This is a genomic window from Rhodococcus (subgen. Prescottella) equi, from assembly GCF_003013675.1.
Classification (GTDB): Bacteria; Actinomycetota; Actinomycetes; order Mycobacteriales; family Mycobacteriaceae; genus Prescottella; species Prescottella equi.
The window spans coordinates 4,372,619-4,398,470 of the sequence record NZ_CP027793.1; the positions used below are offsets into that span (position 1 = coordinate 4,372,619).

Consider the following 25,852-nt stretch of genomic DNA (forward strand, 5'->3'; position numbering starts at 1 on the left):
GCACGGTGGTGGGTGGGGGCCTCGGCGGCCATGCCCACCACCGTCGTCACACCACCAGGGCCGGTTCCACGGCCTCGGTGCCGACACCCAGCGCCGAGTACGCCGCCGCCACTCCGGCCACCGCCCGTCGGAGTTCGTCCACCGGGCGTGCGTAGGGCAGCCGGATGAAGCGCTCGAAGGCACCCTCGACACCGAAGCGCGGGCCGGCCGCGAGCACCACGCCGTGACTCGGCGCGGTCGCAGCCAGCGCCGTCGACACCGCTGCGGGCATCCGCAGCCACAGCGACATGCCGCCGGACCCGACGGTCGGCACCCAGTCCGGCAGCCGCGCCGACAACTCGTCGAGCATCGCGGCGCGCTGTACCCGCAGCAGTGCGCGGCGCTCCGCGATCGGTTCGTCGCCCAGCGCCAGCAGGTGGGCCGCGGCCAGCTGGTCCATCACCGGGGTGCCGAGGTCGAGGGCCGAGCGCGAGCCGGCGAGCCGGGCGATCAGCTCCGGATTCGCCCGAATCCACCCCACCCGCATGCCACCCCAGTGGGACTTGGAGATCGAGCCGACCGTCACCACGTCGGCACCGGACGTGTCGCGGGCCAGGGCGGCCACCGGCGGCGGCGGGGGCCCGTCGAGCCAGACGTCCACCATCGTCTCGTCCACCACCAGCGTCATCCGGGTCTCGCGGGCGATGCGCGCCAGTTCCGCCCGCCCCAGCTCGTCGAGGCACAGCCCGGTCGGGTTGTGGAAGTCCGGCAGCAGGTACGCCATCCGAGCGGCGGTCTGTCGCGCGGCCCCACGAATCGCGTCGAGGTCCCAGCCACGCGACGTACCGCCCTCGGGACGCACGGGCACCGGGACCGGGCGTGCCCCGACCCGCCTGATCGCTTCCAGCGCGTTGGGGTAGGTCGGGTGATCGACGAGAACCCGCTCGCCCGGCGCGGTGAGCACCCCGAGCAGCAGCCGTAGCGCATGCTGCGCACCCGACGTGATCATGATCTGGTCGGTGGACGTCTCCAGACCGCGCGCACGGTACCGGGCCGCGACGGCCTCCCGGAGCACCGCGATGCCCACCGGCTCCATGCCGTGCGTCGACAGGAACGGGGGAAGCTCGTGCAGCGCAGCGCCGTAGGCTTCCTCGACCTCCGCGACGGGCGCCACCATGGCCGCGTAGCTGAGATCGACGAGCGGTTCGTCGGACGGCGGAAGGTGGCGTGGTCGCTGTTGCGCCGCAGCACGGTTCACCGAATCAGGCAATGCAACGGTGGTCCGCGACCCCTGCCGGCTCAGCACGTAGCCCTCGTCGCGCAGCACCGCGTACGCCGAGGTGACGGTGGTGCGGCTCAACTCGAGCTCGGCCGCGAGTTCCCGTTCGCTCGGCAGCGCCGACCCCAACGGAACCCGACCGTCGTGCACCAACAGCCGGATCCCGTCGGCGAGCGCACGGTACGCCGGACGGGACGCCCTCCGTCCCCCGTTGTCGTGCCAGGCCCCGAGATCACGAGCCAGCGACCGCGCGCTCAGTGCATGCATCATCATGCAGTCCAGCGTGCCCGTTCTGGCCCTTCATTTCAAAGCCAATCGTTTCCCAGACTGGTCGACATGAGCACCCTGATCACCTTCCTTGCCATCGCCGCTCTCGCCGCTTTCGTCTACCGCTACATGCCGAAGGAACGGCAGGGATCGCCGTTTCACCTCGAACAATTCCGGCCTGCAGCACCTTTGGCGGGAATCTTCGACGACGGCGCCTCCCCGGCCACAGCGGAGCGGCGCGCCGAGGCGGATTCGGCCCGACCGGGGGCCGAGCAGTCCAGCAACCGCGCACTGGACTGCTCGGGCTCAGACCGTGCGCCCCAGGATCCGGCGGACACCGGGAGCGATATCGTGGCGACGTGAGCGAGACCGGAACGGACGCGGTACTGGACGGTCTGCGTGACGTCCTGGTCGGCCGCCTCTCCGACATCGGACGCCGGTTCTCGGCCCTGCTGGCCGACACCGTGCCGCACACCGCGCTGGTGATCTTCACTCGCGAATGCACGGGCCGTCCCCGCAAGGTCGCCGGCGATCCCGCGATCGTCGACCGGGTGACGATCGCCGAATTGGATTCCCTGCGAGCAGATCTCGATCACGGCCGGACGTTCCGCGGTCGCGCCGAGATCGCGGGACGTCCGCGCGAGGTGTACGCGATCCTCGACCGCACCGACACACTGCTCGTGATCGTCCCGTCGGGCACGCTGTCACGGACCGCGCCGCTCGAGTCCGTCCGGTCGATGTTCGGCATCGTCGCCACCGGCATCCAGTTGCAGGTGCAGGGCGCGAGCCCCGCGTATCTCGCTGAATCCCGCGCCGCTTCGGCCGAACGCGCCCGCACCGTCGCCGAACTCACCGAGGTGCATGCCACGACGCTCGAGACGCTGCTGGCGACGCTGCGGTCCGGCGACCTCGACGACACCCGGGCCCGGGCGGCGGCACGGGAGGCGGCGTCGGGCGCGCTCATCCGGTTGCGGACGACGGTCGACACGCACCGCGAGTTGGCCGAGGAATCCGTCGTCACCGCCTTCGCCCGTCTGCGCGGCGAACTCCGCGGACTGCTCCGGCCCCGGGACCTCGAACTGGATCTCGTCGAGCCCGCGGTCGACGGCCGCGCCGTGCCCGGCGAGGTGGCGCACGGCGCCCGCGCGGTGGTGCGGGGCGCCGTCCTGTCGCTGTCCACGCAGAACGGACTCAGCCGGATCCGTGTGGCCTGGACCTGCTCGGAATCCGAACTGGTGGTGGACATCCGCGACGACGGGCGCGGACTGGCCGACGCCACGGACCTCGAGCGTCAGCTCCGTCCGCGGGTGGAGACCCTCGACGGCACACTGACGACCGAGTCGACGCCGGGCTGGGGTTCACGGGTCGTCGCGACCCTGCCGCTGCGCACCCGGACCACCGCGCCTCCGACGCACCACGCCCTCACCGACCTGGGCCCGCGAGAACTCGAGGTGCTCGGGCATCTGGTCGCCGGCCGCCGCAACCGGGCCATCGCCGAACGCCTCGGGGTCAGCGAGAGCACCGTGAAGTTCCACGTCGCCGGTGTTCTGCGCAAACTCGACGTCGCCACGCGCGCCGAGGCGGCCGCCCTGGCCGGCGAGGCCGGCATCCGGCCCGTCCCCTGACCGTTCGGCCAGGTCCACCTCCCCGATCGACCAGTCCCGATACCGGCTGCCGGTGACTAGCCTCGTAGTCGGATGCGCACGCCAGCATGGGTGTGCCCGCGCGTTCACGTCGACCGAATTGGAGTGGAGAAACCATGCCGCAGCAGGTACGGGGCGTCATCGCCCGCTCGAAGGACGCCCCCGTCGAACTGGTGACCATCAACATCCCCGACCCCGGGCCGGGCGAGGCCGTCGTCGCGATCGCGGCGTGCGGCGTCTGCCACACCGACCTGACCTACCGTGACGGCGGCATCAACGACGAGTTCCCGTTCCTCCTGGGGCACGAGGCCGCGGGAATCGTCGAGGCCGTCGGTGAGGGCGTCGACACCGTCGAGGTCGGCGATTTCGTCGTCCTCAACTGGCGCGCGGTGTGCGGAAAGTGTCGCGCCTGCAAGCGTGGTCGTCCGCAGTACTGCTTCGACACCCACAACGCGAAGCAGAAGATGACGCTCGAGGACGGCACCGAACTGACCCCGGCACTGGGCATCGGCGCGTTCGCCGACAAGACCCTCGTCGCGGCCGGCCAGTGCACCAAGGTCGACCCCACCGCCGATCCGGCGGTCGTCGGACTGCTCGGCTGCGGCGTCATGGCCGGCATGGGTGCCGCGATGAACACCGGCAACGTCACCCGCGGCGACTCCGTCGCGGTCATCGGCTGCGGCGGCGTCGGTGACGCCGCCGTCATGGGCTCGCGCCTGGCCGGCGCCAACAAGATCATCGCGATCGATCGGGACCCGAAGAAACTCGAGTGGGCCGTCGAGCTCGGCGCCACCCACACCATCGACGCGTCGAAGGTCGACGACGTGGTCGAGGCGATCCAGGACCTCACCGACGGCTTCGGCACCGACGTCGTGATCGACGCCGTGGGCCGCCCGGAAACCTGGAAGCAGGCGTTCTACGCCCGCGACCTGGCCGGCACCGTCGTCCTCGTGGGCGTCCCCACCCCGGACATGACCCTCGAGATGCCGCTGGTCGACTTCTTCTCGCGCGGCGGCTCGCTCAAGTCGTCGTGGTACGGCGACTGCCTGCCCGAGCGCGACTTCCCGATGCTCGTCGACCTGTACCAGCAGGGTCGGCTGCCGCTCGAGAAGTTCGTGACCGAGCGGATCAAGCTCGAGGACGTCGAGCAGGCCTTCGAGACCATGCACCGCGGCGAGGTGCTGCGCTCGGTGGTGGTCCTGTGAGCGGGGTCCTCAGGGTCGACCGCGTCGTCACGTCGGGCACGTTCGAGCTCGACGGCGGCAGCTGGGACGTCGACAACAACATCTGGCTCGTCGGCGACGACGACGAGGTGCTGGTGATCGACGCCGCGCACACCGCGCAGCCGATCATCGACGCCGTCGGCGGCCGCAAGGTGGTCGGCATCGTGTGCACGCACGGGCACAACGACCACGTCACCGTCGCCCCGGAGCTGTCCGAGAAGCTCGATGCGCCGATCTACCTGAACCCGGCCGACGACGTGCTGTGGCAGATGACCCATCCGGGTGTCCGCCACCTCGCGCTCGAGGACGGTCAGCGGATCGCGGTGGCGGGCACGGATATCCAGGCGATCCACACCCCGGGCCACTCCCCCGGGTCGACCTGCCTGTACCTGCCGGAGGCGGGTGAGCTGTTCTCCGGCGACACCTTGTTCTCGGGTGGACCCGGCGCCACCGGACGCTCGTTCTCGGACTTCCCGACGATCATCGGCTCGATCCGCGACAAGCTGTTCGCACTACCCGCGGAAACCCGCGTCCACACCGGTCACGGCGACGACACCGCCCTGGGCACCGAGGCACCGCACCTCGAGGAGTGGATCGCCCGCGGTCACTGACCGCCCCCCGACAGCTGAAGGGTCCCTTCATGCGCTCGCAGCGTATGAAGGGACCCTTCAGCTTGCAGGTGCGCCAGCGCTCCCGCCTCCACGGCGAACGCCCGCGCCTGCAGCACCGTCACCTCGCCCCCGACGAGGGCGAGTCGCCAGCCGACGCGGGCGGCGACGAGTTCACGCGAGAGCACCGCCTCCGCACCCGCCGTCCAGCCCGCCGACATCCGTAGCCAGCCGACCCTGCGCCCTGACCGCCCCGCAACCAGCGCCCGCGCCCGCGGTTCGGCGGCGCCGCCGAACCGCGGGCGCGGGCCGACGTGGACGCCAGCGTTCGATCGGGGGTCGTGCAGCGGATCCGCGACCCGGTCGGGAAGTCGATCGCGTCTCCGACGATTACACGGCAGTTGAACCTTGTAACCGAATCCTTTTCGTGCCCAGCAATTCCCAGGACGTTCGCGAGCGGACTCACCCCGCCGGAAGGCGTCACCACATTCTCACCCGCCCGTAACGCATCCGTCACGGATGCTATGTTTCCTGACATGCAACAGTGATTCACTCAATGAAACATAGTCGGATTACCGAGGAGTTCACATGGCGCTCGACCCCGCAGATCTGACCGTGATGTGCCTACCCGAGGCCGGCGCGTCGGATCGCCCGGATCTCGCGACCCTCGCCCGGACCACCGACACCCGTTTCGTCCTGGCGGTGTTCACCAACCTGGCCGGCAAGCCGTGCGCCAAGCTGGTCCCCGTCGAGGCGGTGGAGGAACTGCAGGAGGACGGCGTCGGCTTCGCCGGCTACGCCGCCGGAGCGATGGGTCAGGTGCCCGCGGATCCCGACCTCGTCGCCGTCCCCGACGCCGCGTCGTTCACCCCGATCCCGTTCGTGCGCCCCGGCCTCGCGCTGGTGCACTGCGACCCGCACGTGCAGGGCGAGCCGTGGCCCTTCGCCCCGCGCGTGATCCTGAAGAAGGTGCTGGGACAGGCCGGCGACCTCGGCCTCGAGGTCAACATCGGCACCGAGATCGAGTACTTCCTCGTCGACCGCGACGGGGACGGTGGCCTCCGCACCGCCGATGCCCTCGACACCTCCCGGCGCCCCTGCTACGACGCTCGCGACGTCACCCGCATGTACGAGCACCTCACTGCGATCTCCGCCGCGATGAACCAGTTGGGTTGGGGCAACTACGCCAACGACCACGAGGACGGCAACGGTCAGTTCGAGCAGAACTTCCGGTACGCCGACGCCCTCACCACCGCCGACCGCGTCGTCACGTTGCGCTATCTCATCTCCGTACTCGCGGAACAGCGCGGTATGACGGCGACGTTCATGCCCAAGCCCTTCGCCGACCGGACCGGCAGCGGCATGCACATGCACCTGTCGCTGTGGCGAGACGGCGCACCGGTCTTCCCCGACCACACGGACCCGCGCGGACTGGGTCTCTCGCCCACCGCTTACGCGTTCATCGGCGGCATCCTCGAGCATGCCGGCGGATTGCAGGGTGTGCTCGCCCCGACGGTCAACTCCTACAAACGAACCGGGGCCACCTCGACGAGCAGCGGTGCGACGTGGTCGCCGCGAAGGCCGACGTACGGCGGCAACGACCGCACCCACTACCTGCGGGTGCCGGACGCCAGCCGCGTCGAGTTGCGCGGCGGCGACGGTTCCGCCAACCCGTATCTCGCGTCGGCGGTGACCGTCGCGGCGGGGCTGGACGGCATCCGCCGCGGCACCGACCCCGGCGAACCCGGCGGTGGCATCTGCCCCGACGACCTGCCGATGACCCTGCTGCACGCGATGGATGCGCTCGGGAAGGACGCCGTGGTCGCCGGCGCCCTCGACGCCGCGGGGCCCGGCGTGGCCGACTACTTCACCGCCCTCAAGCGGGACGAGTTCTTCGAATGGCACAGCACGGTCACGCCGTGGGAGGTCGACAGCTACCTCACCGCATTCTGACCGCCACCGCGAACAAAGGGAGACAACACATGTGCGGAATCGTCGGGCTTCATCTCCGGGAGCCCTCACTGTATCCGCGGCTCGGTGAACTACTCACCGGGATGCTCGGCCAGATGGTCGACCGCGGACCGGACTCTGCGGGCATGGCCATCTACGGCGACCCGGTCTGGTCACCGGCCGGGCACGCGACGGTGTCGCTGCTCGGCGCCGACGCCACCGCGCAGTCGTTGGCCGCCGCAGTCGGGAGCACACTGGGCGTCGTCGTCACCGGCGTCGACATCGGCCCGAACACGTTGCTGCACGCACCGGTTCCGGCGTCGGCGCTCGCCGACGCCGCACTCGGCGAAGCGCCCGGTGCGATCCTCATCGGATTCGGCGACGACGTCACGGTACTCAAGGGCATGGGCGACCCGGTGGACCTCGCACACCGCTTCGGGCTGCCCGCCGCGTCGGGCCGGCAGGGCGTCGCGCACACGCGCATGGCCACCGAATCCGCCGTCACCGCAGCGGGTTCGCATCCGTTCGCCGTCGGACCGGACCAGTGTCTGGTGCACAACGGATCGTTCTCGAATCACCTGAGCGTCAAACGTGAACTCGAGGCCGAGGGCGTCGCGTTCGACAGCGAGAACGACACCGAGGTGGGCGCACGCTTCGTCGCGAAGCAGCTCGCGGAGGGTGTCGACCTGGAGAAGGCCCTGCGCCTGCTCGGCGAGCGGTTCGACGGCTTCTACACGCTGCTCGTGTCCACGCGGGACTCGTTCGCGGTGGTGCGCGACCCCATCGCGTGCAAGCCCGCGATCATCGCCGAGCACACCGGCTACGTCGCGATGGCGTCCGAGTACCGCGCGCTGGCCGGCCTGCCCGGCATCGAGAGCGCCCGCATCTTCGAACCCGAACCGGAAGAGGTTTACGTATGGCACCGCTGACCGCCACCCCCACCACCACGTACGACGTCTCCGACGTCGGGACCCGCGGGCTCAACGCCGCACTGCAGTCCACCGCGGCACCGGCAACGGTGACGGTGGTGGAACCGGCCGGTGCGCATGCCCTCGCGTGCGGCCTGGACGCCCCGATCGACGTACGCATCGACGGGCACGTCGGCTACTACGCGGCCGGCATGAACCAGCGTGCGACCGTGACGATCGACGGCAATGCCGGTGTCGGCGTGGCCGAGAACATGATGTCGGGCACCGTCCGCGTCACCGGCGACGCATCGCAGTCGGCGGGCGCGACCGCGCACGGCGGCCTGCTCGTGATCGAGGGCAATGCCGCAGCGCGCTGCGGCATCTCGATGAAGGGCGTCGACATCGTCGTCGGCGGCAGCATCGGCCACATGAGCGCGTTCATGGGCCAGGCCGGACGGCTCGTCGTGCTCGGTGACACCGGCGAGGCGCTGGGTGATTCGCTGTACGAGACCCGTATCTACGTGCGCGGAACCGTTGCCTCCCTCGGGGCCGACTGCATCGAGAAGGAGATGCGCGACGAACACCGGGCCGAACTTCGGGAACTGCTCGACGCCGCGGGTTTCGACGCCGACCCCACCGAGTTCACCCGTTACGGCTCGGCCCGCAAGCTCTACAACTTCCACGTCGACAACACCTCGTCCTACTGACGCGCGCCATTTCCAGGAGGCCCCATGACCACGCACACCCCCGGGCTGCGCGAATCCGCGACGTTCGACCGCGACGTCATCCACGAGATCCAGCGCGCCGCCGAGACCGGCATCTACGACATCCGAGGATGGGGCGCCAAACGAAAGCTCCCACACTTCGACGACCTGTTGTTCCTGGGCGCGTCGATGTCCCGCTACCCACTCGAGGGTTATCGCGAGCGTTGCGACACCGACGTCGTCCTCGGTGACCGCCACGCGAAGTACCCACTGCACCTCGATATTCCGATCACCATCGCGGGCATGAGCTTCGGCGCGCTGTCCGGTCGGGCGAAGGAGGCCCTGGGCCGCGGCGCGAGCGAGGTGGGCACCTCCACCACGACCGGGGACGGCGGCATGACGACCGAGGAGCGCGGGCAGTCCAAGCACCTCGTCTACCAGTATCTGCCGTCGCGGTACGGCATGAACCCCGACGACCTGCGCAAGGCCGATGCGATCGAGATCGTGCTGGGCCAGGGCGCCAAGCCCGGCGGTGGCGGAATGCTGCTGGGCCAGAAGATCACCGACCGTGTCGCCGGGATGCGCACGTTGCCCGTCGGCGTCGACCAGCGCAGCGCGTGCCGACACCCGGACTGGACCGGCCCGGACGACCTCGCCATCAAGATCATCGAACTGCGCGAGATCACCGGGTGGGAGAAGCCGATCTACGTGAAGGTGGGCGCCACCCGCACGTACTACGACGTCAAGCTCGCCGTGAAGGCCGGAGCCGACGTGATCGTCGTCGACGGCATGCAGGGGGGCACCGCCGCGACGCAGGACGTGTTCATCGAGCACGTGGGCATCCCCACGCTCGCCGCGATCCCGCAGGCCGCGCAGGCGCTGCAGGAGTTGGGTGTGCACCGGACACCGGGCGGGGTGCAACTCGTCGTGTCGGGCGGCATCCGCTCGGGCGCCGACGTCGCGAAGGCCATGGCTCTGGGCGCGGATGCCGTCGCGATCGGCACCGCAGCGCTGATCGCGTTGGGCGACAACCACCCCCGCTTCCAGCAGCAGTACGAGGCGCTCGGCTCGGCGGCCGGCTTCTACGACGATTTCCAGGCCGGACTCGACCCCGCAGGCATCACGACACAGGATCCGGAACTGCAGAAGAACCTCGACCCGGTCGACGGCGGACGCCGCCTCGCGAACTACCTACGCGTGCTGACGATGGAGGCACAGACCCTCGCCCGCGCGTGCGGCAAGTCCCACCTGCGCAACCTCGAACCACAGGACCTCGTCGCACTCACCGTCGAGGCGTCGGCGATGGCGCAGGTGCCGCTCGCGGGCACGAACTGGATTCCCGGCCGAATCTGATGCGGGACAGGGCGAGGCCGGGCCCCCGCGTCGCGGGGACCCGGCCTTCGTACCCGGCGGCCGGTCAGGCCTGCGGGTCCGTGGGCGGGGTCTGCCCCTCACCCGACGATCCGAGGAACGCCAGCAGCTTGTTGATGATGCCGAGGAAGCCATCGAGTTCGGCCGACATGTTTTCTCCAATCTGTGTGGTGTTCAATGCATGTACCCCACGAAGGGGCACATCGATCTTGTACCCGGAGGCGGTGAAGATCTAAACCCTCATCTCCACAAAAACTTTCGTGTTCCACGCAGGCCCAGGTGAGAGCGATGCCGCAGCCCGAGCGGCGGCCGGAGACACGCCCGGGAGCCCCCACCCTCCGGGTCAGGTCCACTGCCAGTGGACCGAACGCTACTGTGAGGCAATGAGCCCGTCCAAGCGCCCCGTCCACCACGACACCGCGCAACGCGAAGTGCCCGTCGACACCCCCACTGGCGTCGACCTCGAGCGCGTCATCGCGACCCAGGTCCGCAAACTCCGCCTGGCGAGCGGACTCTCGGTGGGGGACATGGCCACGAAGGTCGGCATCTCCAAGGCGATGCTGTCCAAGATCGAGAACGCGCAGACGTCGTGCAGCCTGTCCACCCTCGCGCGCCTCGCTGCCGGCCTCGACGTGCCGGTGACGTCACTGTTCCGTGGTGCCGATTCCACGCGCGACGCCGTGTTCGTCGAGGCCGGCAGCGGCGCGGTGATCGTCGGACGCGGCACCCGCGTCGGCCACCACTACGAGCTGCTCGGCGCGCTGCGGGGACAGCACAAGCGGCTCGAACCGGTGCTCGTCACCCTCACCGACGCGAGCGAGGTGTTCCCGCTCTTCCAGCATCCGGGCACCGAGCTGATCTACATGCTCGAGGGCGAGATGATCTACGGCCACGGCGAGAGCGAGTACCGACTGAAGCCCGGAGACTCGCTGCTTCTCGACGGTGAGGGCCTGCACGGGCCCAACGATCTGGTGCAGTTGCCGATCCGCTTCCTCGCGGTGACCGCCTATCCGGACAACCATCAGGAGTGAGGGGTTGCCTGCGGATCCCCGGACGCAACCCGAACTTTCATTTGAGTTGAAATTTCATAGAAGGTAAGCCTATGCTCACCGCGCATCGTCGCCCGTGTGGAAAGGCCCCTCCATGAGATCTGCTCGATCACGAACCGCTCGCCGGTCCGTCCTGCTGTCCGGCCTGGTAGCCGCGGCTCTCGTCGTCGCCGGCTGCGGTTCGAGCGAGCCCACCACGGAGTCCGCCGACAGCGACTTCGAAACCGTGACGATCGAGCACGCCCTCGGCACGGCCGTCATCACCGCCGAACCCGAACGCATCGTCACGCTGGGCCAGGGCTCCGCGGAGACCGCGATCGCCCTCGGCACCGTGCCGGTGGGCATCGAGGCCTACGAATGGGGCAGCGACGAGACCGGATACCTGCCGTGGATCCACGACGCGATCACCGACCGAGGCGCGCAATTGCCCGTCCAGTTCACCGGCGGCAGCGAGATCGACATCGAGGCCGTCGCAAAGCTCGACCCGGACCTCATCCTCGCACCGTGGTCGGGTGTCACCCAGCAGCAGTACGACGCCCTGAGCGCCCTGGCCCCCACCGTCGCGTACGCCGAGAAGGCGTGGACGACCACATGGGAGGACCAGATCAGGGTGATCGGGAAGGCGATGGGCAAGGCCCCCGAGGCCGATCAGGAGATCGCGAAGGTCAAGGCGCAGTTCGCCGATGCCACGGCGGCACACCCCGAGTACGCGGACGTGTCGTTCTCGTTCGTCTACAACACCGGCCCCGGCACACTGGGCGTGTTCTTCCCGGACGAGCAGCGCGTCGCGATGGTGCGCGGCCTCGGATTGCAGGTCGACCCGATCGTGAACACCCTGCCCGAGACCGAGGGCACCGACTCCGCGCTGATCGGTCTGGAGAACGCGCACCTGCTGAAGGACTCCGACCTGCTGTTCACGTTCTACTCCGACGACGCGAACCGCGCGGAGATCGAGGCTCAGCCCGTCTACCGTCAGATCCCCGCAATCGCACGCGGCTCTGTGGTGGCGCCCGAGGATCAGTCGTTCGTCACCGGGTCCTCGATGATCAATCCGCTCACCGTGCCGTGGTCGCTCGAGCGCTACGTCCCGATGATCGACGGGGCTGTCGCCCAGCTCGGCAACTGATCACTCGTCGTCTCCGCCGGATGCTCCGCCGGCGCGCGCCTGCCCGTCGCGTTCGGCCTTGAAGCGGTTCCACTCGCTGCGGAGCATCCGGTTGTCGATGATCCAGCCCATGTAGTCGCGCATGTTCAGCACCCGCTCGTACGCGGGCCCGTCGGGATCGGTGTGCGCGAGCGCCTCGGCCGCCAGCCGCCGCTGATTCTCCAGATACGCGTGCTCGTTCTCGAGAAAGCCACCCCACACATCCGAATCCATTGCGTAGTAGTGGGTTCGGTCCCGTGGTTTCCGGACCAGCTTGACGAATCCGCGGTCGATCAGCCGGCGCACGTACGTCGACACCGAACCGCGGCTCGCACCCAGTTCGGTGGCCAGTTCCTCGGCCGTCACGCCGGGAGTGTCGTCGATGAGCAGGTACCCGGCGATCCGTCCCTCGATGCGCGAAGCGCCCGCCGACTGCCAGTAGTCGGCGAACCGCTCGACGAACCAGCGCGAGAAGTCCGCACCGGTCGCGGGGCCGCCGCCGTCGGTGTTCGTGCGCTCGCTCATGTACCGCCTCGAAATCCCGTCTCCCGAAACTCTTGCCGACGAACATTATGCCGACGGCAGAGCGGGCGACGCGACATGGCGACGCGGCCGCAGCCCGTCGGATGACGGACGGCGGCCGCGTGGACCGTTCGAGAATCTACGTGCGCTGCTCGGTGGTCGCGACCCGCGTCGCGAGCGCCTCGGCGGCGTCCGCGACGGCAACCGGATCCACCGGCCCCGAACCTGTCACCGTGACGGCCATCGTCTCGGTCACGTACGCGGTCTCGCCGTGCTCGGTGACGTCGAGACCCTCGTGCTCGTCCTCCGGGCGTACCCGCAGACCGATGGTGACCTGGATTGCCTTCGCGATGAGCCAGGTGACCGTGAACGAGTAGGCCAGCACCACGACGACCGCGAGCGCCTGCTTGCCCAGCAGCCCCAGGCCGCCGCCGTAGAACAGACCCGCGACACCGTTGGGGGCGTCCTCCGTCGCGAGCAGGCCGATCAGCAGCGTGCCCAGGATGCCGCCGACCAGGTGGATGCCGACTACATCCAGGGCGTCGTCGTAGCCGAGACGGAACTTGAGCGACACCGCGAAGCAGCACAGTGCACCCGCGGCGGCGCCGATGACGAGCGCACCGATCGGCGACACCGCACCACACGCCGGCGTGATCGCAACCAACGCGGCGATGAGTCCGGACGCCGCGCCGAGCGAGGTCGGGCGTCCCTCCCGCACTCGCTCCACCAGCAGCCACCCGCAGATGCCGGCGCACGCAGCGGCCACGGTGTTGAGCACGACGACGGACGCGGCATTGTCGGCGGCGAGCGCGGAGCCACCGTTGAAGCCGAACCAGCCGAACAGCAGGATGCCCGCACCCAGCAGCGTCAGAGGAAGGTTGTGCGGCCGAGGCATGTTCGGGAAAGCGTGCCGCTTGCCGAGCACCAGGACCATCGCCAACGCGGCGATACCGGCGTTGATGTGGACGGCGGTGCCGCCCGCGAAGTCGATGGCTCCCAACTTGTTCGCGATCCAGCCGCCGACCACGCTGCCGTCGTCGGAGTCGAACGCGAACACCCAGTGGGCCACGGGGAAATACACGAGCGTGACCCACAGGCCGGCGAAGAGCATCCACGCTCCGAACTTGATGCGGTCGGCCAGCGCACCCGAGATGAGCGCGACCGTGATGGCCGCGAACAACATCTGGAATCCCGCCACCAGCGCCGGCGGCAGGCCAGGCTCCGCGGACGGCTCGAGCAGTTGCCCGAGTCCGACGAACTCGAGTGGGTCGCCGAGAATACCCAAGCCGCCCAACGAGTTACCGAGAACCGTCGAGTAGCCGAACAGCACCCACAGCACACCGACGACGGCGAACGATCCGAACGTCATCATCATCATGTTGAGGGAGTTGCGGATGCTGACCATGCCGCCGTAGAACAGCGCGAGACCCGGGATCATCAACGCCACGAACGTGAATGCCGCCAATAACCATGCGGTGTCGGCGGCCGCGAGAGCCTGTTCCATATCTGCCCACCTTGCGTCGGCCCGTCTTACACGGGGAATCGAGGTCACCCGAGAGTGAACGGCGGCTGTAAGGCCTGCAAGTAGCTGCGGTGAACAGTGCGTAACGGGGTCCGCACAGGATCTGCGGGTTGCCATTGTTTCATTCCATGCAACACTGTCTCTCATCAAGAAACCTTGCGACTGGAGGTCGGAGATGACAGAAAAGGCGACGGAGCGCGCACGGATCGTGATCGTCGGAGGCGGGCTCGAGGGCCTGGCCATCGCGTGGCAACTCGCCGACCGCGGCGAGACCGACGTGCTCGTCCTCGAGCGGGACACCCTGTGCGGGGGCATGACGGGCAAGTCCAGCGGAATCGTGCGCTGCCACTACGGCGTTCCGTCGCTGGCCGCGATGGCGTGGTACGGCGTCGAGGTGTTCGGCCGGGCCGACGAGATCTTCGGCACCGACATCGGATTCCGACAGACCGGATACGTCGTCGGCGTGGGTGAGAACAACGTCGAACCCCTGCGCGCCAACATCGAGATGCACCGCACGCTCGGCGTTCCCGTCGACCTGGTCGACGCCGACGCGGTCCGCGCGCTGTGGCCCGGAATCCACCTCGACGACTTCGCAGGCTTCGCCTACGAGCCGCTCGGCGGTCACGGCGACGCCTACATGACCGGTATGGCGTACGGTGCCCGAGCCCGCGCGCTCGGCGTACGGATTCGTCAGTCCACCAACGTTGTTCGCCTGATCTCCGACGACTTCGGAGCCGTCCGCGGCGTCCTGTGCGCCGACGGAACCGAGATTCTGTGCGATACCGTCGTACTCGCGACCGGGGTGTGGAGTCCTGCCCTCGCCGCAACCGCGGGCGTCCACCTGCCCATCCGGGCCCAGCGCGAGCAACTGGTGCTGGTGGATCAGGGTGCGCCCACCCCCGACGTCCCGACATTCTCGGATCTGGTGAATTTGCAGTACATCCGACGCGAACCCAACGGTCACCTGCTGGTCGGCAACAGCGATCACTCGAATCCCGAGATCGCCGATCCGGACGCCTATCCCAACCGCGCGACCGAGGACTTCGTCGAGACCGCGATCGGCAGACTCGACCGCATCCTGCCCGACATGCCGGATCCGCGACTCGCGTCGTCGTACGCGGGCTGTTACGACATCACTCCCGACTACAACCCGATCATCGGGCCCTCGCCCGCCGCAGGCCTGTTCCTGGCCGTCGGCTTCAGCGGCCACGGCTTCAAGATCTCGCCGGCCGTGGGGCGTCTGGCGGCCGATCTACTGCTCGACGGGATCAGCAGCGACCCCGCCGTCGACGGGAACGACTTCCGCTACAGCCGCTTCGGCGAGGGCAAACCACTCGTGAGCCTGCACCCGTACGCCGGGGCCGGCGAGATGCGCTGACCTCTCGGACGAATCAGCGCAGCGTCGCGAGAACGCCTCGGCCACCGCCCCATTCGCCCAGCAGCGCGGGCCCGGTGGGCTCGCCGCCGACCGGCCGATGGTGCACGACCACGGTGGTCCCACCCGCCTCGATCACGGTGTCGGTGCCGTCCGCGGAGACCCGCACGTCGGACACGACGGGGACCGGGGCATCTGCGACGCCCGTCCCCCACGCGTGCGCGGAATTGTCGATCTTCCGGGGCTCGGCGTCGTCGACGTGCACGAACTGGTCCGCCTCGTGTCGGCCGCCGTGGACGGCATCGAGCAGTTGCTGCACGAACACCGGGTCGGTGGTCGCGTCGTAGACGTACCGGCGGCCGAGCACCGAGTGCTCCATCTCCCCGGCCGGGCGGGCGCCGGGCAGCGGCGCCGCGCGGTACGTCAACGGCACCTGCCAGAGCGTGCCGTCGGCGTCGCGCACCAGATGCACCTCGATGCCGACCTCGCCGTCCGGATCGTCGAACCGGTACGCGCCGATCGGCTCGATCGCCGGCGACGCACCGTCGTAGTACGGGGACGACGGGAGCCAGGCCGCGATCAGCTCCGGCTTGGTGGGTGACAGCTGTGCCGCGTAGAGGAGGGCCATGTCCCCGATGGTAACCGGCGTGCGCCTCCGCATCCCGAAACGCCGAATGTCACATGCGTTCAGTCGAACTGAACGCATGTGACATTCGGTCACACACGAGCGGGTGAGGTCAGGCCAGGATGTCGTGGCGGACGATGGTCTCGTCGCGGCCCGGGCCGACGCCGATGCACGAGATCCGCGCGCCCGACAGCTCCTCGAGCCGCAGCACGTAGTTCTGCGCGTTGACCGGCAGCTCCTCGAAGGTGCGGCAGTGCGAGATGTCCTCCCACCAGCCCGGCATCTCCTCGTAGATCGGCTTCGCGTGGTGGACGTCGGTCTGCGTCATCGGCATCTCGTCGACACGCACGCCGTCCACGTCGTAGCCGACGCAGATCGGGATGGTGTCCAGGCTCGACAGCACGTCGAGCTTGGTGAGGAAGTAGTCGGTGATGCCGTTGACGCGGGTCGCGTAGCGGGCGATCACGGCGTCGAACCAGCCGGTGCGGCGGGCGCGGCCGGTGGTGACGCCCACCTCGCCGCCCTGCTTGGCCAGGTACTCGCCGTGGTTGTCGAACAGCTCCGTCGGGAACGGTCCCGAGCCGACACGCGTCGTGTACGCCTTGAGGATGCCGAGCACCGTCTCGATCTTGGTGGGGCCGATGCCCGAACCGACCGACGCGCCGCCGGACGTCGGGTTCGACGACGTCACGTACGGATAGGTGCCGTGGTCGACGTCGAGCAGAGTGCCCTGCGAGCCCTCGAGCAGCACGGTCTCGCCGCGCTCGAGCGCCAGGTTGAGCTGCAGGCGGGTGTCGGCGATCCGGTGCTTGAAACCGGCGGCCTGCGTCAGCACCTCGTCGACCACCTGGTGCGGGTCGAGAGCCTTGCGGTTGTAGATCTTGACGAGCACCTGGTTCTTGAACTCCAGGGCGGCCTCGACCTTCTGGGTGAGGATCTTCTCGTCCAGGACGTCGGCCACGCGGACACCGACACGCGCGATCTTGTCCTGGTAGCAGGGGCCGATACCGCGGCCCGTGGTGCCGATCTTCTTGGCGCCGAGGAAGCGCTCGGTGACCTTGTCGATGGCCACGTGGTACGGCATGATCAGGTGCGCATCGGCGCTGATCAGCAGCCCGCTGGTGTCGACGTTGCGCTCCTCGAGGCCCGCCAGCTCCTGCAGCAGCACACCCGGGTCCACCACGACGCCGTTGCCGATCACGTTGGTGACGCCCGGGGTGAGGATGCCCGACGGAATCAGATGCAGCGCGAACTTGTCGCCGTTCGGCAGCACCACGGTGTGTCCGGCATTGTTGCCGCCCTGGTACCGCACGACCCACTGCAGGCGTCCGCCCAGTAGATCGGTAGCTTTGCCCTTACCCTCGTCGCCCCACTGGGCACCGATGAGGACGATTGCCGGCATTTCGCTGTCTCCTACGGTCGACGTACAGCCATGTACGACTGCATGGTCCTGCCGTGCTGTAGGCAGTGGCCGGACGCACAGTCTAGCCGAGACCGACCGTCGTCCAGCCCCCGAGGTGTCCCGACGCGCACCGAAACCACTTCCGACCACCCAGACTGTTTGCAGCGGCCGCGTCGGTTCGGGTAGACATCGAAATGCCCTTGCGTGCGGTGGTCGCGTCGTGCTCGCCCACCCTCCGCAACGCCACGATCCGAACCGCCGCGTCGGAGACAAGCAAGGAGTGTCATGGTTCCCGTAGTGCTCAAGTGCGGCAACGCGCCGCTACCGCTGGCGCTGCGGTCGCTCGACGTCCTGAGCGTCCCGGCCCTGCCCGACAAGGACGACTTCGACGAGGCGTTCGCCAAGATCGAGACGTCCGAGAAGCCGCGACTGATCGTCGTCGGCGACGACGCCGCGTTCGCGGCCGCGCTGACCCGGCTGATGCGGACCGATCGGCTGCACGTCGAACTGGCCTACGTGCCCGAGGAACGAACCGACGCCACCCACGCCTACGGACTGCGCACCGGCTCCAAGGCCGCGACGATCGCCGTGTCCGGTGTCGCCCGTTCCACGCCGCTGATCCGCGACGACGCCGGCATCGCGCTCGTCGGCGAGGCCCTCGTCTACGGCTCCGAGCACGCGGGCGAGCTGGTCGGCGAGGCCTACGTCGACGACGAGCGCCTGTTCTCCGGCACCGTGCCCGGCATGCGGATCGTGCCCACCCCCGAACTGCCGGGCCTGCGTGCCACCGTCGACAAGCGCCGCTGGTTCGGTGGCCACCGGTGGCTGACCGGACGCGCCGTCCAGCTCGGCTCACCGGCCGCAGTGCTCACCCGCGACGGCGTCCGCACCCCGCGCGCGGTCAAGCGTTCGACGTTCTACCGGCACGACCAGGACTGGCTGCTCGTCTGCGCCGCCTGAGCCCCGTCCGCCTGGATACTGGGGTCATGTACTCCGACGCGCGTCCCCGCGCCAGCCTCGTCCGCCCGAGCCCGGTGTTCCTGGGCATCGTGGCGATCGCCGCCGTCGGCGGTGTCCTCGCGTGGCGGGCGACCGGCAACGAGATGTCGGGCCGCATCGGGGTGTTCCTGCTCGTCGTCGCCGGCTGGGTCGTCACTCTCTGCCTGCACGAGTTCGCGCACGCCTTCGTGGCGTGGCGGAACGGCGACCACGACGTCGTGATGCGCGGCTATCTGACGCTCGACCCGCGCAAGTACACCCAGCCGCTGCTGTCGATCGGCCTGCCGGTGGTGTTCCTCGCGCTCGGTGGCATAGGTCTGCCCGGCGGCGCGGTGTACCTGCAGACCGGACTGATGCCGCCGCGGACGCAGACCCGCGTCAGCCTCGCCGGCCCGGCGGTGAACGCGGTGGCCGCGATCGTGCTGCTGGCGGTCATACGGCTGTTCGGCCTCGACGGCGACCATCAGGTGTTCTGGTGGGGACTGAGCTTCCTGGCATTCCTGCAGGTGATGGCGACCGTACTGAATCTGCTGCCGGTGCCCGGGCTGGACGGCTACGGCGCCCTCGAACCGCACCTGCAGCCGAGCACGCGGGCCTCGCTCGACAAGGTCAAGCCGTTCGGGTTGCTCCTGCTGATCGCCCTGCTGTTCGTCCCGCAGATCAACACCGTCTTCTTCGACGCGATCTACTGGTTGTTCGAACTGTCCGGTGTACCCGACGTCTTCGCGATGTTCGGCAACTACCTCATGCAGTTCTGGCGCAGCTGAGTCGCCACATCACGGACGCGACCGCACCGACCCCGATCGGTTCCCGATCGGGGTCGGCCGGTCACATGGCATGACCCAGACGCCCCCGCCCGAGCCGGAGGAGCAACAGCGCGAGTGTGTGGCCCTCCGGTCCCAGGTCGTCGAAACGCGACAACACCCTCATTTCTCGGGTGTGCACCAAGCGGGTGCCGCCGCCGAGCATGCGTACCTCACCGATCAGGCGGGAGAGTTCGGTGCGCTGCTGAATCGCCGCGAGAATCTGTGCGTCCAGGCGGTCGATCTCGCTGCGAAGCTGCTCGATGTCGACGTCCGATCGACGGTCTGCCGAGGGGGTGGCCGACATGTTCGTTGCCTGTGCGCTGGTCATGCCGTAAACGCTAGGTACACGTCCGCGTAGGCACGTAGGTAGTTCACTACCCGATCTCGCCCGGCGCACATCACCGCAGGTAGGACACCCATCCGCGGCCGTCGTCCGAGCGCAGCGCCGCCGCGTGCCGCTTGCGCAGCACCTCGCACACCGGTCCCGGCACACCCTCCCCGACGGTCCGCCCGTCCACCTCCACCACCGGCGCCACCCCGGCCGACGTCCCGGTCGCGAACACCTCGTCGGCGATGTAGAGCTCGGTGAGGTCGACGGCCCGTTCCACGACGGGGATGCCCTCCTCCGCGGCGAGGGTGAGCACCGAGCGCCGGTTGATGCCGTCGAGGATGTCGCACGAGACGTCGGGGGTGATCAGGGTGCCGCCGCGCACCAGGAAGATGTTGGCCGCACTCAGCTCGCACACGTGCCCCGCGCCGTCGAGGAAGATCGCGTCGTCGTAGCCGGCGTCGATCGCGCCCTGCTTGGCCAGCACCGAGTTCACGTACGCGCCGTTGACCTTGGCCCGCGACGGGATCGCGAAGTCGGGGATCCGCCGCCACGTGCTCGTCCCCAATCGCATCCCGTCCTGCGGCACGATCGGCACCGCGTCGTAGACGAACATCGACACGACGGTGCGGCAGCCGCGCACCCGGGTGCCCGGGATCGACTCGTCGACGTGCACGGTGGCGCGGACGAAGACGTCGGAGGTGGGCGCGTTCGCCGCGACCAGTTCCCCGGCCACCGCCACGAACCGGTCGAAGCTCCACTCGTCGGCGAAGCGGTCGATGCCGATGATCCGGCAGGACTCGACGAGCCGCCGGTAGTGGTCCCGCAACCGGAACGCCGAGCGCACGCCGGCGTCCACGTGGACCGGGAACACCGTGTAGACACTGAGCCCGTAGAGGACCGCCGAGGTCGCGACACCGAGGGTGGCCTCGGCGGCCGGGACGAGTCGATCACCGAAATACACGTGGGGATGCGGATCAGCCATGCCCCGAGATCGTAGGGAACGGCGCTCGGACGCGACAGCGAGTTTCGGCGTGGGGGTCCACTGCTCGTGCCCCGGCGCGCAAACACCGCTGCGGCCGTCGGGAACGGGCGCCCACGCTACGTCGAGTTGAGTCGCAGCACCTCCCGGGCCGCGGTCGCCAGCGCCGCGCGCAGGTTCGCCGGGGCCAGCACCTCGACGCCGGGCGCGAGGGTGAACAGCTGGTCGGCCGCGACGTCCTCGGCCTCGAGCCTCAGATCGACCGTCACCCAGCCCTGTTCGTCCGGATCGGAGGCCGGCACCTTGGCGGCCTCCTCGCCCACCACCGCGGGCAGCCGACGCCACGCGTACGGGGAGAGCCGCACCCGGCACGGAAAGCGCAGCAACGCCCGGTCGAACTCCGCGGTCGACGCCGACCACCAGGCGGCGAGGTCGAACGACTCCGGCCGGCGCGCGCGTTCGTCCAGCATCTGCGCGGCGTCGATCCGCGACACCCGGTACGAGAGCGTGCGATCACGATGCCGGGCAACGAGATACCAGACGCCGGCCTTGGCGACCAGGCCCAGCGGGTCGAGCGTGCGCGACGTCTCCCGCGCGCCCTTGCGATAGCGGATCCGCAGGCGTCGACCCTCCAGCACCGCCGCCGCGACAGCCGCCAACTCGCCCGTGTCCGACGTCCTCGCGAACCAGCCCGGCGCGTCGACGTGCAGGCGCTCGCGCCACAGCAACGCACCCGTCCGCAGCGGAAGTGGCAGCGCGCCCAGCAGTTTCGACTCCGCGCGGGCCGTGACGTCCGCCAGACCCAGATCGTCGGCGAGCCCGGGGATACCCAGCAGCATCAGCGCCGACGTCTCCGCCCCGGTCATCCCGCTGAGCTTGGACTGCCAGCCGTCGAGCAGGCGGATGCCACCGCCCGGGCCGCTCTCGGTCCACACCGGCACACCGGCGGCCTGCAGCGCCGCGACGTCGCGGTAGACCGTGCGGACCGAGACGTCGAGCTGCTGCGCCAGCCGTGCCGCAGTGGCGCCGGGACTGCCCTGCAGACGCAGCATCAGGTCGAGGAGCCGGCTCGAGCGCATGCCCGCAGCCTACGGAAAATTACTGACACAAGATGTCAGTGATGCGGTCGCACACTGATGACATGGCAACCTGGCAGGAGTTCACCGAAGCGGCGCCGGCACTGGCCGACGCCGTCCGCGCGCGGCTCACCGCGCACAGACACCACGTCCTGGCGACGCTGCGCGCCGACGGCTCGCCGCGCGTGAGCGGCACCGAGGTCGAGACCTTCCGCGGTCTACTGGTCCTCGGATCGATGCCGGGCGCGCGGAAGGTCCGGGATCTGCACCGGGATCCGCGGTACGCGCTGCACTCGAATCCCGGCCACCACACCATGGAGGGCGGCGACGCCAAGATCTCCGGCCGGGCCCGCGAGCTGACCGGCGAAGAGAAGCGAGCGATCCTCGACTCCTATCCGGAGAATCCCGGCGACGACGCACAGATCTTCGAGCTCGGCATCGACGACGTCGTGCTCACCACCGTCTCGGACGACCGCCTGCACGTCGACCTCTGGCGTCCCGGCGCCGACGTCGTGAGGACCAGCCGGTGAGCGCGCCGGATCTCACCGGGAAGGTCGCGCTGGTCGCCGGGGCGACGCGCGGCGCGGGGCGGGCCATCGCCGTCGAACTGGCCCGCGCGGGCGCCACCGTCTACGCGACCGGACGCAGCAGCCGGGTCGACGGCCGGTCCGAGATCGGCCGACCCGAGACCATCGAGGAGACCGGCGAGCTCATCGCGGCCGCCGGCGGGAACGGCGTCGCGCTGCGCGTCGACCACCTCGAACCCGATCAGGTGCTCGCCCTGGTCGAACGCATCGACGCCGACCACGGCCGCCTCGACATCCTCGTCAACGACATCTTCGGCGGCGACCGCTACGCCCAGTTCGGCACCACACTGTGGGAGCACGACCTGGACGGCGGTCTGCGGATGCTGCGGATGGGAATCGACACCCACGTGATCACGAGTCACTTCGCGCTCCCGCTGCTCATCCGCCGGCCGGGAGGACTGGTCGTCGAGATGACCGACGGCACCGCCGAGTACAACGTCGCCTACCGGCACCAGGTCGGGTTCTTCTACGACCTCGTCAAAGCGGCCGTCCAGCGGATGACCACCGCGCAGGCGTACGAGCTGGCCCCGCACGGCGGCGCGGCCGTCGCGGTGACGCCGGGCTGGCTGCGGTCGGAGAACATGCTCGACGCCTTCGGCGTCACCGAGGACAACTGGCGCGACGCCCTCGATCAGGTGCCGCACTTCGCGATCTCGGAGACACCGACGTTCGTCGGCCGGGCGGTGACCGCGCTGGCCGGGGACCCGGATGTCGGCGAGTTCAGCGGCCGGGTCGTCTCGAGCGGGCAACTGGCGCAGCGGTACGGCGTCACCGACGTCGACGGCTCCCGGCCCGACTGTTGGCGGTACCTCGTCGAGGTGCAGGACCCCGACCTGCCGGCGAACACCGACGGCTACCGCTGAGCGACCGCCGGTCCGCAGGCCGTCACCACGTCAGGTCCTCCTGGCACCGCGATCCCTCGACACACGATTCGACCTGAACGGTGGCGTGGCCGAGGCCGTGCGCATCGAGCACGGTCTTGGCCGCCGCCAGCACCCGCTGCGAATCGGAATCGGTCGTGAGGTGCACCGTCGCGACGTCCATGCCGGTGGTCAGCGTCCACACGTGCAGGTCGTGCACGTCGGAGACGCCGGGGACGGCACGCAGATCGGCCCGGACGGCGTCGACGTCGACGTTGGCGGGTGAGGCCTGCGTGAGGATCCGCAGCGCCGATCCGGCCAGCTTGAGCGCGCGGGGGACCACCCACAGCGAGATCAGGACACCGACGACGATGTCGGCGTAGCTCCAGTCGAACAGCACCAGCGCGGCGCCGGCGATCAGGACCCCGACGCTGCCGACGGCGTCGGCGAGCACCTCGAGGTACGCGCCGCGGACGGCGAGCGAGTCCTTGGCGTCGCCGCGCAGCATCAGCATCACGACGATGTTGGCGGCGAGTCCCGCGGCGGCCGTCAACATGAGCGGGACGCCGGGGATCTCCGGCGCGTGGCCGATGCGGCCGATGGCCTCGTACATGACGAACGCGGCGACGCCGAGCAGCAGGACGGCGTTCGCCATCGCGGTGAGCACCTCGGCGCGATGCCACCCGAACGTGCGGGCCGCCGCCTTGGAACCCTGCTTCGCCAGCAGCAGCGCGACCAGCCCCATCGACATGCCGACGACGTCGGTGAGCATGTGGCCGGCGTCCGCGAGCAGGGACAGGGAGCCGATGGCGAGCGCGACGACCGTCTCGAGGACCAGGAAGCCGACGAGGATGGCCAGGGCGATCACCATCTTGCGGATGCGGGTGGGCGTGGGCCCTACCCCGTTCGCGGCGGCGGTGTTGCCGTGGCTGTGCCCGTGACCGGCTCCCATGATGGACCTCCTCGTCGGTTCGGCCCATCATATGCATGTATTCGCATATATGAAAAGGCTGTCAGAGGTCCGGCCGGTAGGCGGGTCTGGGCACGGTCGGCGGCAACGTCGCGATCGCCGAGATCCGTTCGAGCCCCGCGACCCGCAACAGGTCGACGATGAGCGAACGGATCTGCGCGAACACCACCGTCGCGGAAATGCCCGCACCCTCGACCAGTTCGGGTTTCAGGCCCGACGCCGCCGTCCGCAGCACCCGCGCGGCCTCCGCCTGGTCCGGCTGCTCCCCCGGTTCCGCGAGAATCATCCGGCGCAGCACGTCGAGGGCCTGAGAGAGCTTCTCGATCTCGTCGACCAGGCGCGGGTCGAGAATCTCGTCGTCGCGCACCAGCGTGAGCGATCGGCGCGACAGGACGCGGATGTTACGCATCGCGTTGTCGATCGGGTCGGCGGTCGCGGTGAGCCTGGCGAGCCGGGCCCGGCTGCCCCAGTAGAGCGGGGAGATCCGGCTGATCTCCTTGCCGCCGGACAGGTTGCTGCGAAGGGAATCGATCGCCGGCTGCGTCTCCCGGGCCTTGCGCAGGGCCTTCTCGATCGGCTTGGCATCGTTCGCGATGAGCCCGTCGGCCACCAGTTGCAGGACCTCGCTCGCGGTCGCGAGGATGCCGGCGGCGTCGCGTCGGGCTCGCCGCACCGGATGCGTCGGCACCACCGCGACGACCGCGATACCCACGAGCCCTCCGACGAGGGCGTCGACCATCCGCTCGAACCCGGCGGCGTCACCGGGCGGAAGCAGCGTCGCGACGAGCACCGCCGACGTGCCGGCCTGCATCGAGAAGATCGGGCCGGACCCGATCAGCACGGCGGTACCCATCGCGAGCGTGACGACCAGCGTGATCTGCCACGCGCCGGTACCGATCAGCGAGATCAGCAGGTCACCGATACCGATCCCGACGGTGACACCACACACCAGTTCCACCGACCGGCGCATCCGCGCACCGAGCGACAGTCCCAGCGAGACGACGGCGGCGATCGGCGCGAAGAACGGTCTCGTGTGCCCCACGACCTCGGTCGCGAACCACCACGCGAAACCGGCCGCCAGACCGCACTGCAGGATCGGCAACGCCGACGCGCGCAGACGACGGACGTTCGCCGCTGCGCGCGCTCGGCCCGCCGCCGGGCTGGGAACGAAGCGGCTAGCCGAGACCAAGTGCTTCGGCTGCCCGCGGATCGCTGTCCTCGAGCAGGTCCAGGCAACGGGCGTACTCGTCGTTCTCACCGATGGCCTGCGCGGCCTTCGCGAGGACGGCGACACAGCGCAGGAAACCGCGATTGGGCTCGTGGCTGTAGGGAACGGCACCGAAGCCCTTCCACCCGTTGCGGCGCAACTGGTCGAGTCCACGGTGGTAGCCGGTACGCGCGTACGCGTACGCCGTGATGGTCTGCCCCTGCTCGAGCGCCGCCTCCGCGAGATACGCCCACGCGATGGACGCGGTGGGGTGCTCGGCGGCGACCTTCGCCGGGTCCTCGTGGTTGAGCAGCGCCGATTCCGCGTCCTCGTCGCCGGGGAGCAGGGTGGGCTGTGGTCCGAGAAGATCACCGAATGACGTCATGGCGTCCATTGTGCCGCCATCGGCCGGAAGGCCGATAGGCTGCCCACCAGTTGATCTCGCTCCCGGACCGAGAGGCGTCAC

At 69.4% G+C, this 25,852-nt stretch carries 27 protein-coding genes; 16 read left to right on the forward strand and 11 right to left on the reverse strand.

The window, feature by feature from the left end; translation table 11 throughout:
* Positions 1–46 precede the first annotated feature (46 nt).
* Complete coding sequence (gene yczR / locus C7H75_RS20450; protein ID WP_005517807.1) at positions 47–1,531, reverse strand: MocR-like transcription factor YczR; 1,485 nt, start codon at positions 1,529–1,531, stop codon at positions 47–49.
* A 63-nt stretch (positions 1,532–1,594) separates the two neighbouring features.
* On the opposite strand from yczR, the gene C7H75_RS20455 reads away from it, so the two are divergent.
* From C7H75_RS20455 to C7H75_RS20505, 11 genes are all read left to right on the forward strand, one after another.
* Positions 1,595–1,888, forward strand: a complete 294-nt coding sequence (locus tag C7H75_RS20455; protein WP_022597766.1) for a hypothetical protein — start codon at positions 1,595–1,597, stop codon at positions 1,886–1,888.
* Positions 1,885–3,150, forward strand: a complete 1,266-nt coding sequence (locus tag C7H75_RS20460; protein WP_106851747.1) for a helix-turn-helix transcriptional regulator — start codon at positions 1,885–1,887, stop codon at positions 3,148–3,150. Before C7H75_RS20455 ends, C7H75_RS20460 begins: the two co-directional genes overlap by 4 nt.
* Positions 3,151–3,284: 134 nt before the next feature.
* Positions 3,285–4,373 (forward strand): S-(hydroxymethyl)mycothiol dehydrogenase, encoded by a 1,089-nt coding sequence (locus C7H75_RS20465; protein ID WP_005517799.1) that lies wholly within the window; start codon positions 3,285–3,287, stop codon positions 4,371–4,373.
* Positions 4,370–5,002 carry an MBL fold metallo-hydrolase gene (locus C7H75_RS20470; RefSeq protein WP_064057637.1) on the forward strand — a complete coding sequence of 211 codons (633 nt, stop codon included), beginning with the start codon at positions 4,370–4,372 and terminating at the stop codon, positions 5,000–5,002. Before C7H75_RS20465 ends, C7H75_RS20470 begins: the two co-directional genes overlap by 4 nt.
* 29 nt (positions 5,003–5,031) lie before the next feature.
* On the forward strand, positions 5,032–5,226 hold the full coding sequence (locus C7H75_RS26090; protein WP_217451364.1) for a hypothetical protein: 195 nt from the start codon (positions 5,032–5,034) through the stop codon (positions 5,224–5,226).
* Between the two features lie 361 nt (positions 5,227–5,587).
* On the forward strand, positions 5,588–6,952 hold the full coding sequence (glnT, locus tag C7H75_RS20480) for a type III glutamate--ammonia ligase (protein WP_106851749.1): 1,365 nt from the start codon (positions 5,588–5,590) through the stop codon (positions 6,950–6,952).
* 29 nt (positions 6,953–6,981) lie between these two features.
* Entirely contained in the window at positions 6,982–7,878 is an 897-nt protein-coding gene (locus C7H75_RS20485) for a class II glutamine amidotransferase (protein ID WP_013417125.1), read from the forward strand.
* Entirely contained in the window at positions 7,866–8,564 is a 699-nt protein-coding gene (locus tag C7H75_RS20490; RefSeq protein WP_081205864.1) for a GltB/FmdC/FwdC-like GXGXG domain-containing protein, read from the forward strand. Before C7H75_RS20485 ends, C7H75_RS20490 begins: the two co-directional genes overlap by 13 nt.
* 24 nt (positions 8,565–8,588) lie before the next feature.
* Positions 8,589–9,914, forward strand: coding sequence for an FMN-binding glutamate synthase family protein (locus C7H75_RS20495; protein ID WP_022597778.1), 1,326 nt, complete (start codon positions 8,589–8,591; stop codon positions 9,912–9,914).
* A gap of 401 nt (positions 9,915–10,315) precedes the next feature.
* Positions 10,316–10,963, forward strand: coding sequence for a helix-turn-helix domain-containing protein (locus tag C7H75_RS20500; protein WP_081205865.1), 648 nt, complete (start codon positions 10,316–10,318; stop codon positions 10,961–10,963).
* A 112-nt stretch (positions 10,964–11,075) separates the two neighbouring features.
* Positions 11,076–12,107 (forward strand): iron-siderophore ABC transporter substrate-binding protein, encoded by a 1,032-nt coding sequence (locus C7H75_RS20505; protein ID WP_064057640.1) that lies wholly within the window; start codon positions 11,076–11,078, stop codon positions 12,105–12,107.
* Here the strand turns inward: C7H75_RS20505 and C7H75_RS20510 are convergent, their stop codons facing one another.
* Together C7H75_RS20510 and C7H75_RS20515 are read right to left on the reverse strand one after the other, a co-directional pair.
* Positions 12,108–12,650 carry a GbsR/MarR family transcriptional regulator gene (locus tag C7H75_RS20510; protein WP_013417130.1) on the reverse strand — a complete coding sequence of 181 codons (543 nt, stop codon included), beginning with the start codon at positions 12,648–12,650 and terminating at the stop codon, positions 12,108–12,110.
* Positions 12,651–12,786: 136 nt separating this feature from the next.
* On the reverse strand, positions 12,787–14,151 hold the full coding sequence (locus C7H75_RS20515) for an ammonium transporter (RefSeq protein WP_022597784.1): 1,365 nt from the start codon (positions 14,149–14,151) through the stop codon (positions 12,787–12,789).
* A 193-nt stretch (positions 14,152–14,344) separates the two neighbouring features.
* Here C7H75_RS20515 and C7H75_RS20520 point away from each other — a divergent pair, with 193 nt between their 5' ends.
* On the forward strand, positions 14,345–15,547 hold the full coding sequence (locus C7H75_RS20520) for an NAD(P)/FAD-dependent oxidoreductase (protein ID WP_013417132.1): 1,203 nt from the start codon (positions 14,345–14,347) through the stop codon (positions 15,545–15,547).
* 13 nt (positions 15,548–15,560) lie between these two features.
* On the opposite strand, the gene C7H75_RS20525 is transcribed toward C7H75_RS20520, so the two are convergent.
* Positions 15,561–16,172, reverse strand: coding sequence for a CG0192-related protein (locus tag C7H75_RS20525; RefSeq protein WP_175280047.1), 612 nt, complete (start codon positions 16,170–16,172; stop codon positions 15,561–15,563).
* Between the two features lie 109 nt (positions 16,173–16,281).
* The gene (locus tag C7H75_RS20530) at positions 16,282–17,571 is read right to left on the reverse strand and encodes an adenylosuccinate synthase (protein WP_005517780.1); all 1,290 of its coding nucleotides are present in this window, start codon (positions 17,569–17,571) and stop codon (positions 16,282–16,284) included.
* Positions 17,572–17,856: 285 nt separating this feature from the next.
* Here C7H75_RS20530 and C7H75_RS20535 point away from each other — a divergent pair, with 285 nt between their 5' ends.
* Positions 17,857–18,531, forward strand: coding sequence for a hypothetical protein (locus C7H75_RS20535; protein ID WP_005517777.1), 675 nt, complete (start codon positions 17,857–17,859; stop codon positions 18,529–18,531).
* A gap of 26 nt (positions 18,532–18,557) precedes the next feature.
* Positions 18,558–19,337: a site-2 protease family protein gene (locus C7H75_RS20540; RefSeq protein WP_013417135.1), complete on the forward strand. Its 780-nt coding sequence runs from the start codon at positions 18,558–18,560 to the stop codon at positions 19,335–19,337.
* 61 nt (positions 19,338–19,398) lie between these two features.
* Here C7H75_RS20540 and C7H75_RS20545 read toward each other — a convergent pair whose 3' ends face one another.
* The 3 genes from C7H75_RS20545 to C7H75_RS20555 form a co-directional block, all read right to left on the reverse strand.
* On the reverse strand, positions 19,399–19,704 hold the full coding sequence (locus C7H75_RS20545; RefSeq protein WP_005517775.1) for a chorismate mutase: 306 nt from the start codon (positions 19,702–19,704) through the stop codon (positions 19,399–19,401).
* A 70-nt stretch (positions 19,705–19,774) separates the two neighbouring features.
* On the reverse strand, positions 19,775–20,689 hold the full coding sequence (locus tag C7H75_RS20550) for an aminotransferase class IV (protein WP_013417136.1): 915 nt from the start codon (positions 20,687–20,689) through the stop codon (positions 19,775–19,777).
* A 116-nt stretch (positions 20,690–20,805) separates the two neighbouring features.
* Positions 20,806–21,765, reverse strand: a complete 960-nt coding sequence (locus tag C7H75_RS20555; RefSeq protein ID WP_013417137.1) for a helix-turn-helix transcriptional regulator — start codon at positions 21,763–21,765, stop codon at positions 20,806–20,808.
* A 62-nt stretch (positions 21,766–21,827) separates the two neighbouring features.
* Between C7H75_RS20555 and C7H75_RS20560 the strand changes: the two genes are divergently transcribed.
* Positions 21,828–22,292, forward strand: coding sequence for a pyridoxamine 5'-phosphate oxidase family protein (locus tag C7H75_RS20560; RefSeq protein WP_013417138.1), 465 nt, complete (start codon positions 21,828–21,830; stop codon positions 22,290–22,292).
* On the forward strand, positions 22,289–23,212 hold the full coding sequence (locus tag C7H75_RS20565) for an SDR family oxidoreductase (RefSeq protein WP_022597803.1): 924 nt from the start codon (positions 22,289–22,291) through the stop codon (positions 23,210–23,212). The genes C7H75_RS20560 and C7H75_RS20565 overlap by 4 nt, the downstream gene beginning before the upstream one ends.
* A 22-nt stretch (positions 23,213–23,234) precedes the next feature.
* Here the strand turns inward: C7H75_RS20565 and C7H75_RS20570 are convergent, their stop codons facing one another.
* The 3 genes from C7H75_RS20570 to C7H75_RS20580 form a co-directional block, all read right to left on the reverse strand.
* Complete coding sequence (locus C7H75_RS20570) at positions 23,235–24,161, reverse strand: cation diffusion facilitator family transporter (protein WP_005517770.1); 927 nt, start codon at positions 24,159–24,161, stop codon at positions 23,235–23,237.
* A 61-nt stretch (positions 24,162–24,222) separates the two neighbouring features.
* Positions 24,223–25,296: an FUSC family protein gene (locus C7H75_RS20575; protein WP_372440037.1), complete on the reverse strand. Its 1,074-nt coding sequence runs from the start codon at positions 25,294–25,296 to the stop codon at positions 24,223–24,225.
* Between the two features lie 58 nt (positions 25,297–25,354).
* Positions 25,355–25,771: a DUF3151 domain-containing protein gene (locus tag C7H75_RS20580; RefSeq protein ID WP_022597808.1), complete on the reverse strand. Its 417-nt coding sequence runs from the start codon at positions 25,769–25,771 to the stop codon at positions 25,355–25,357.
* Between the last annotated feature and the right edge of the window lie 81 nt (positions 25,772–25,852).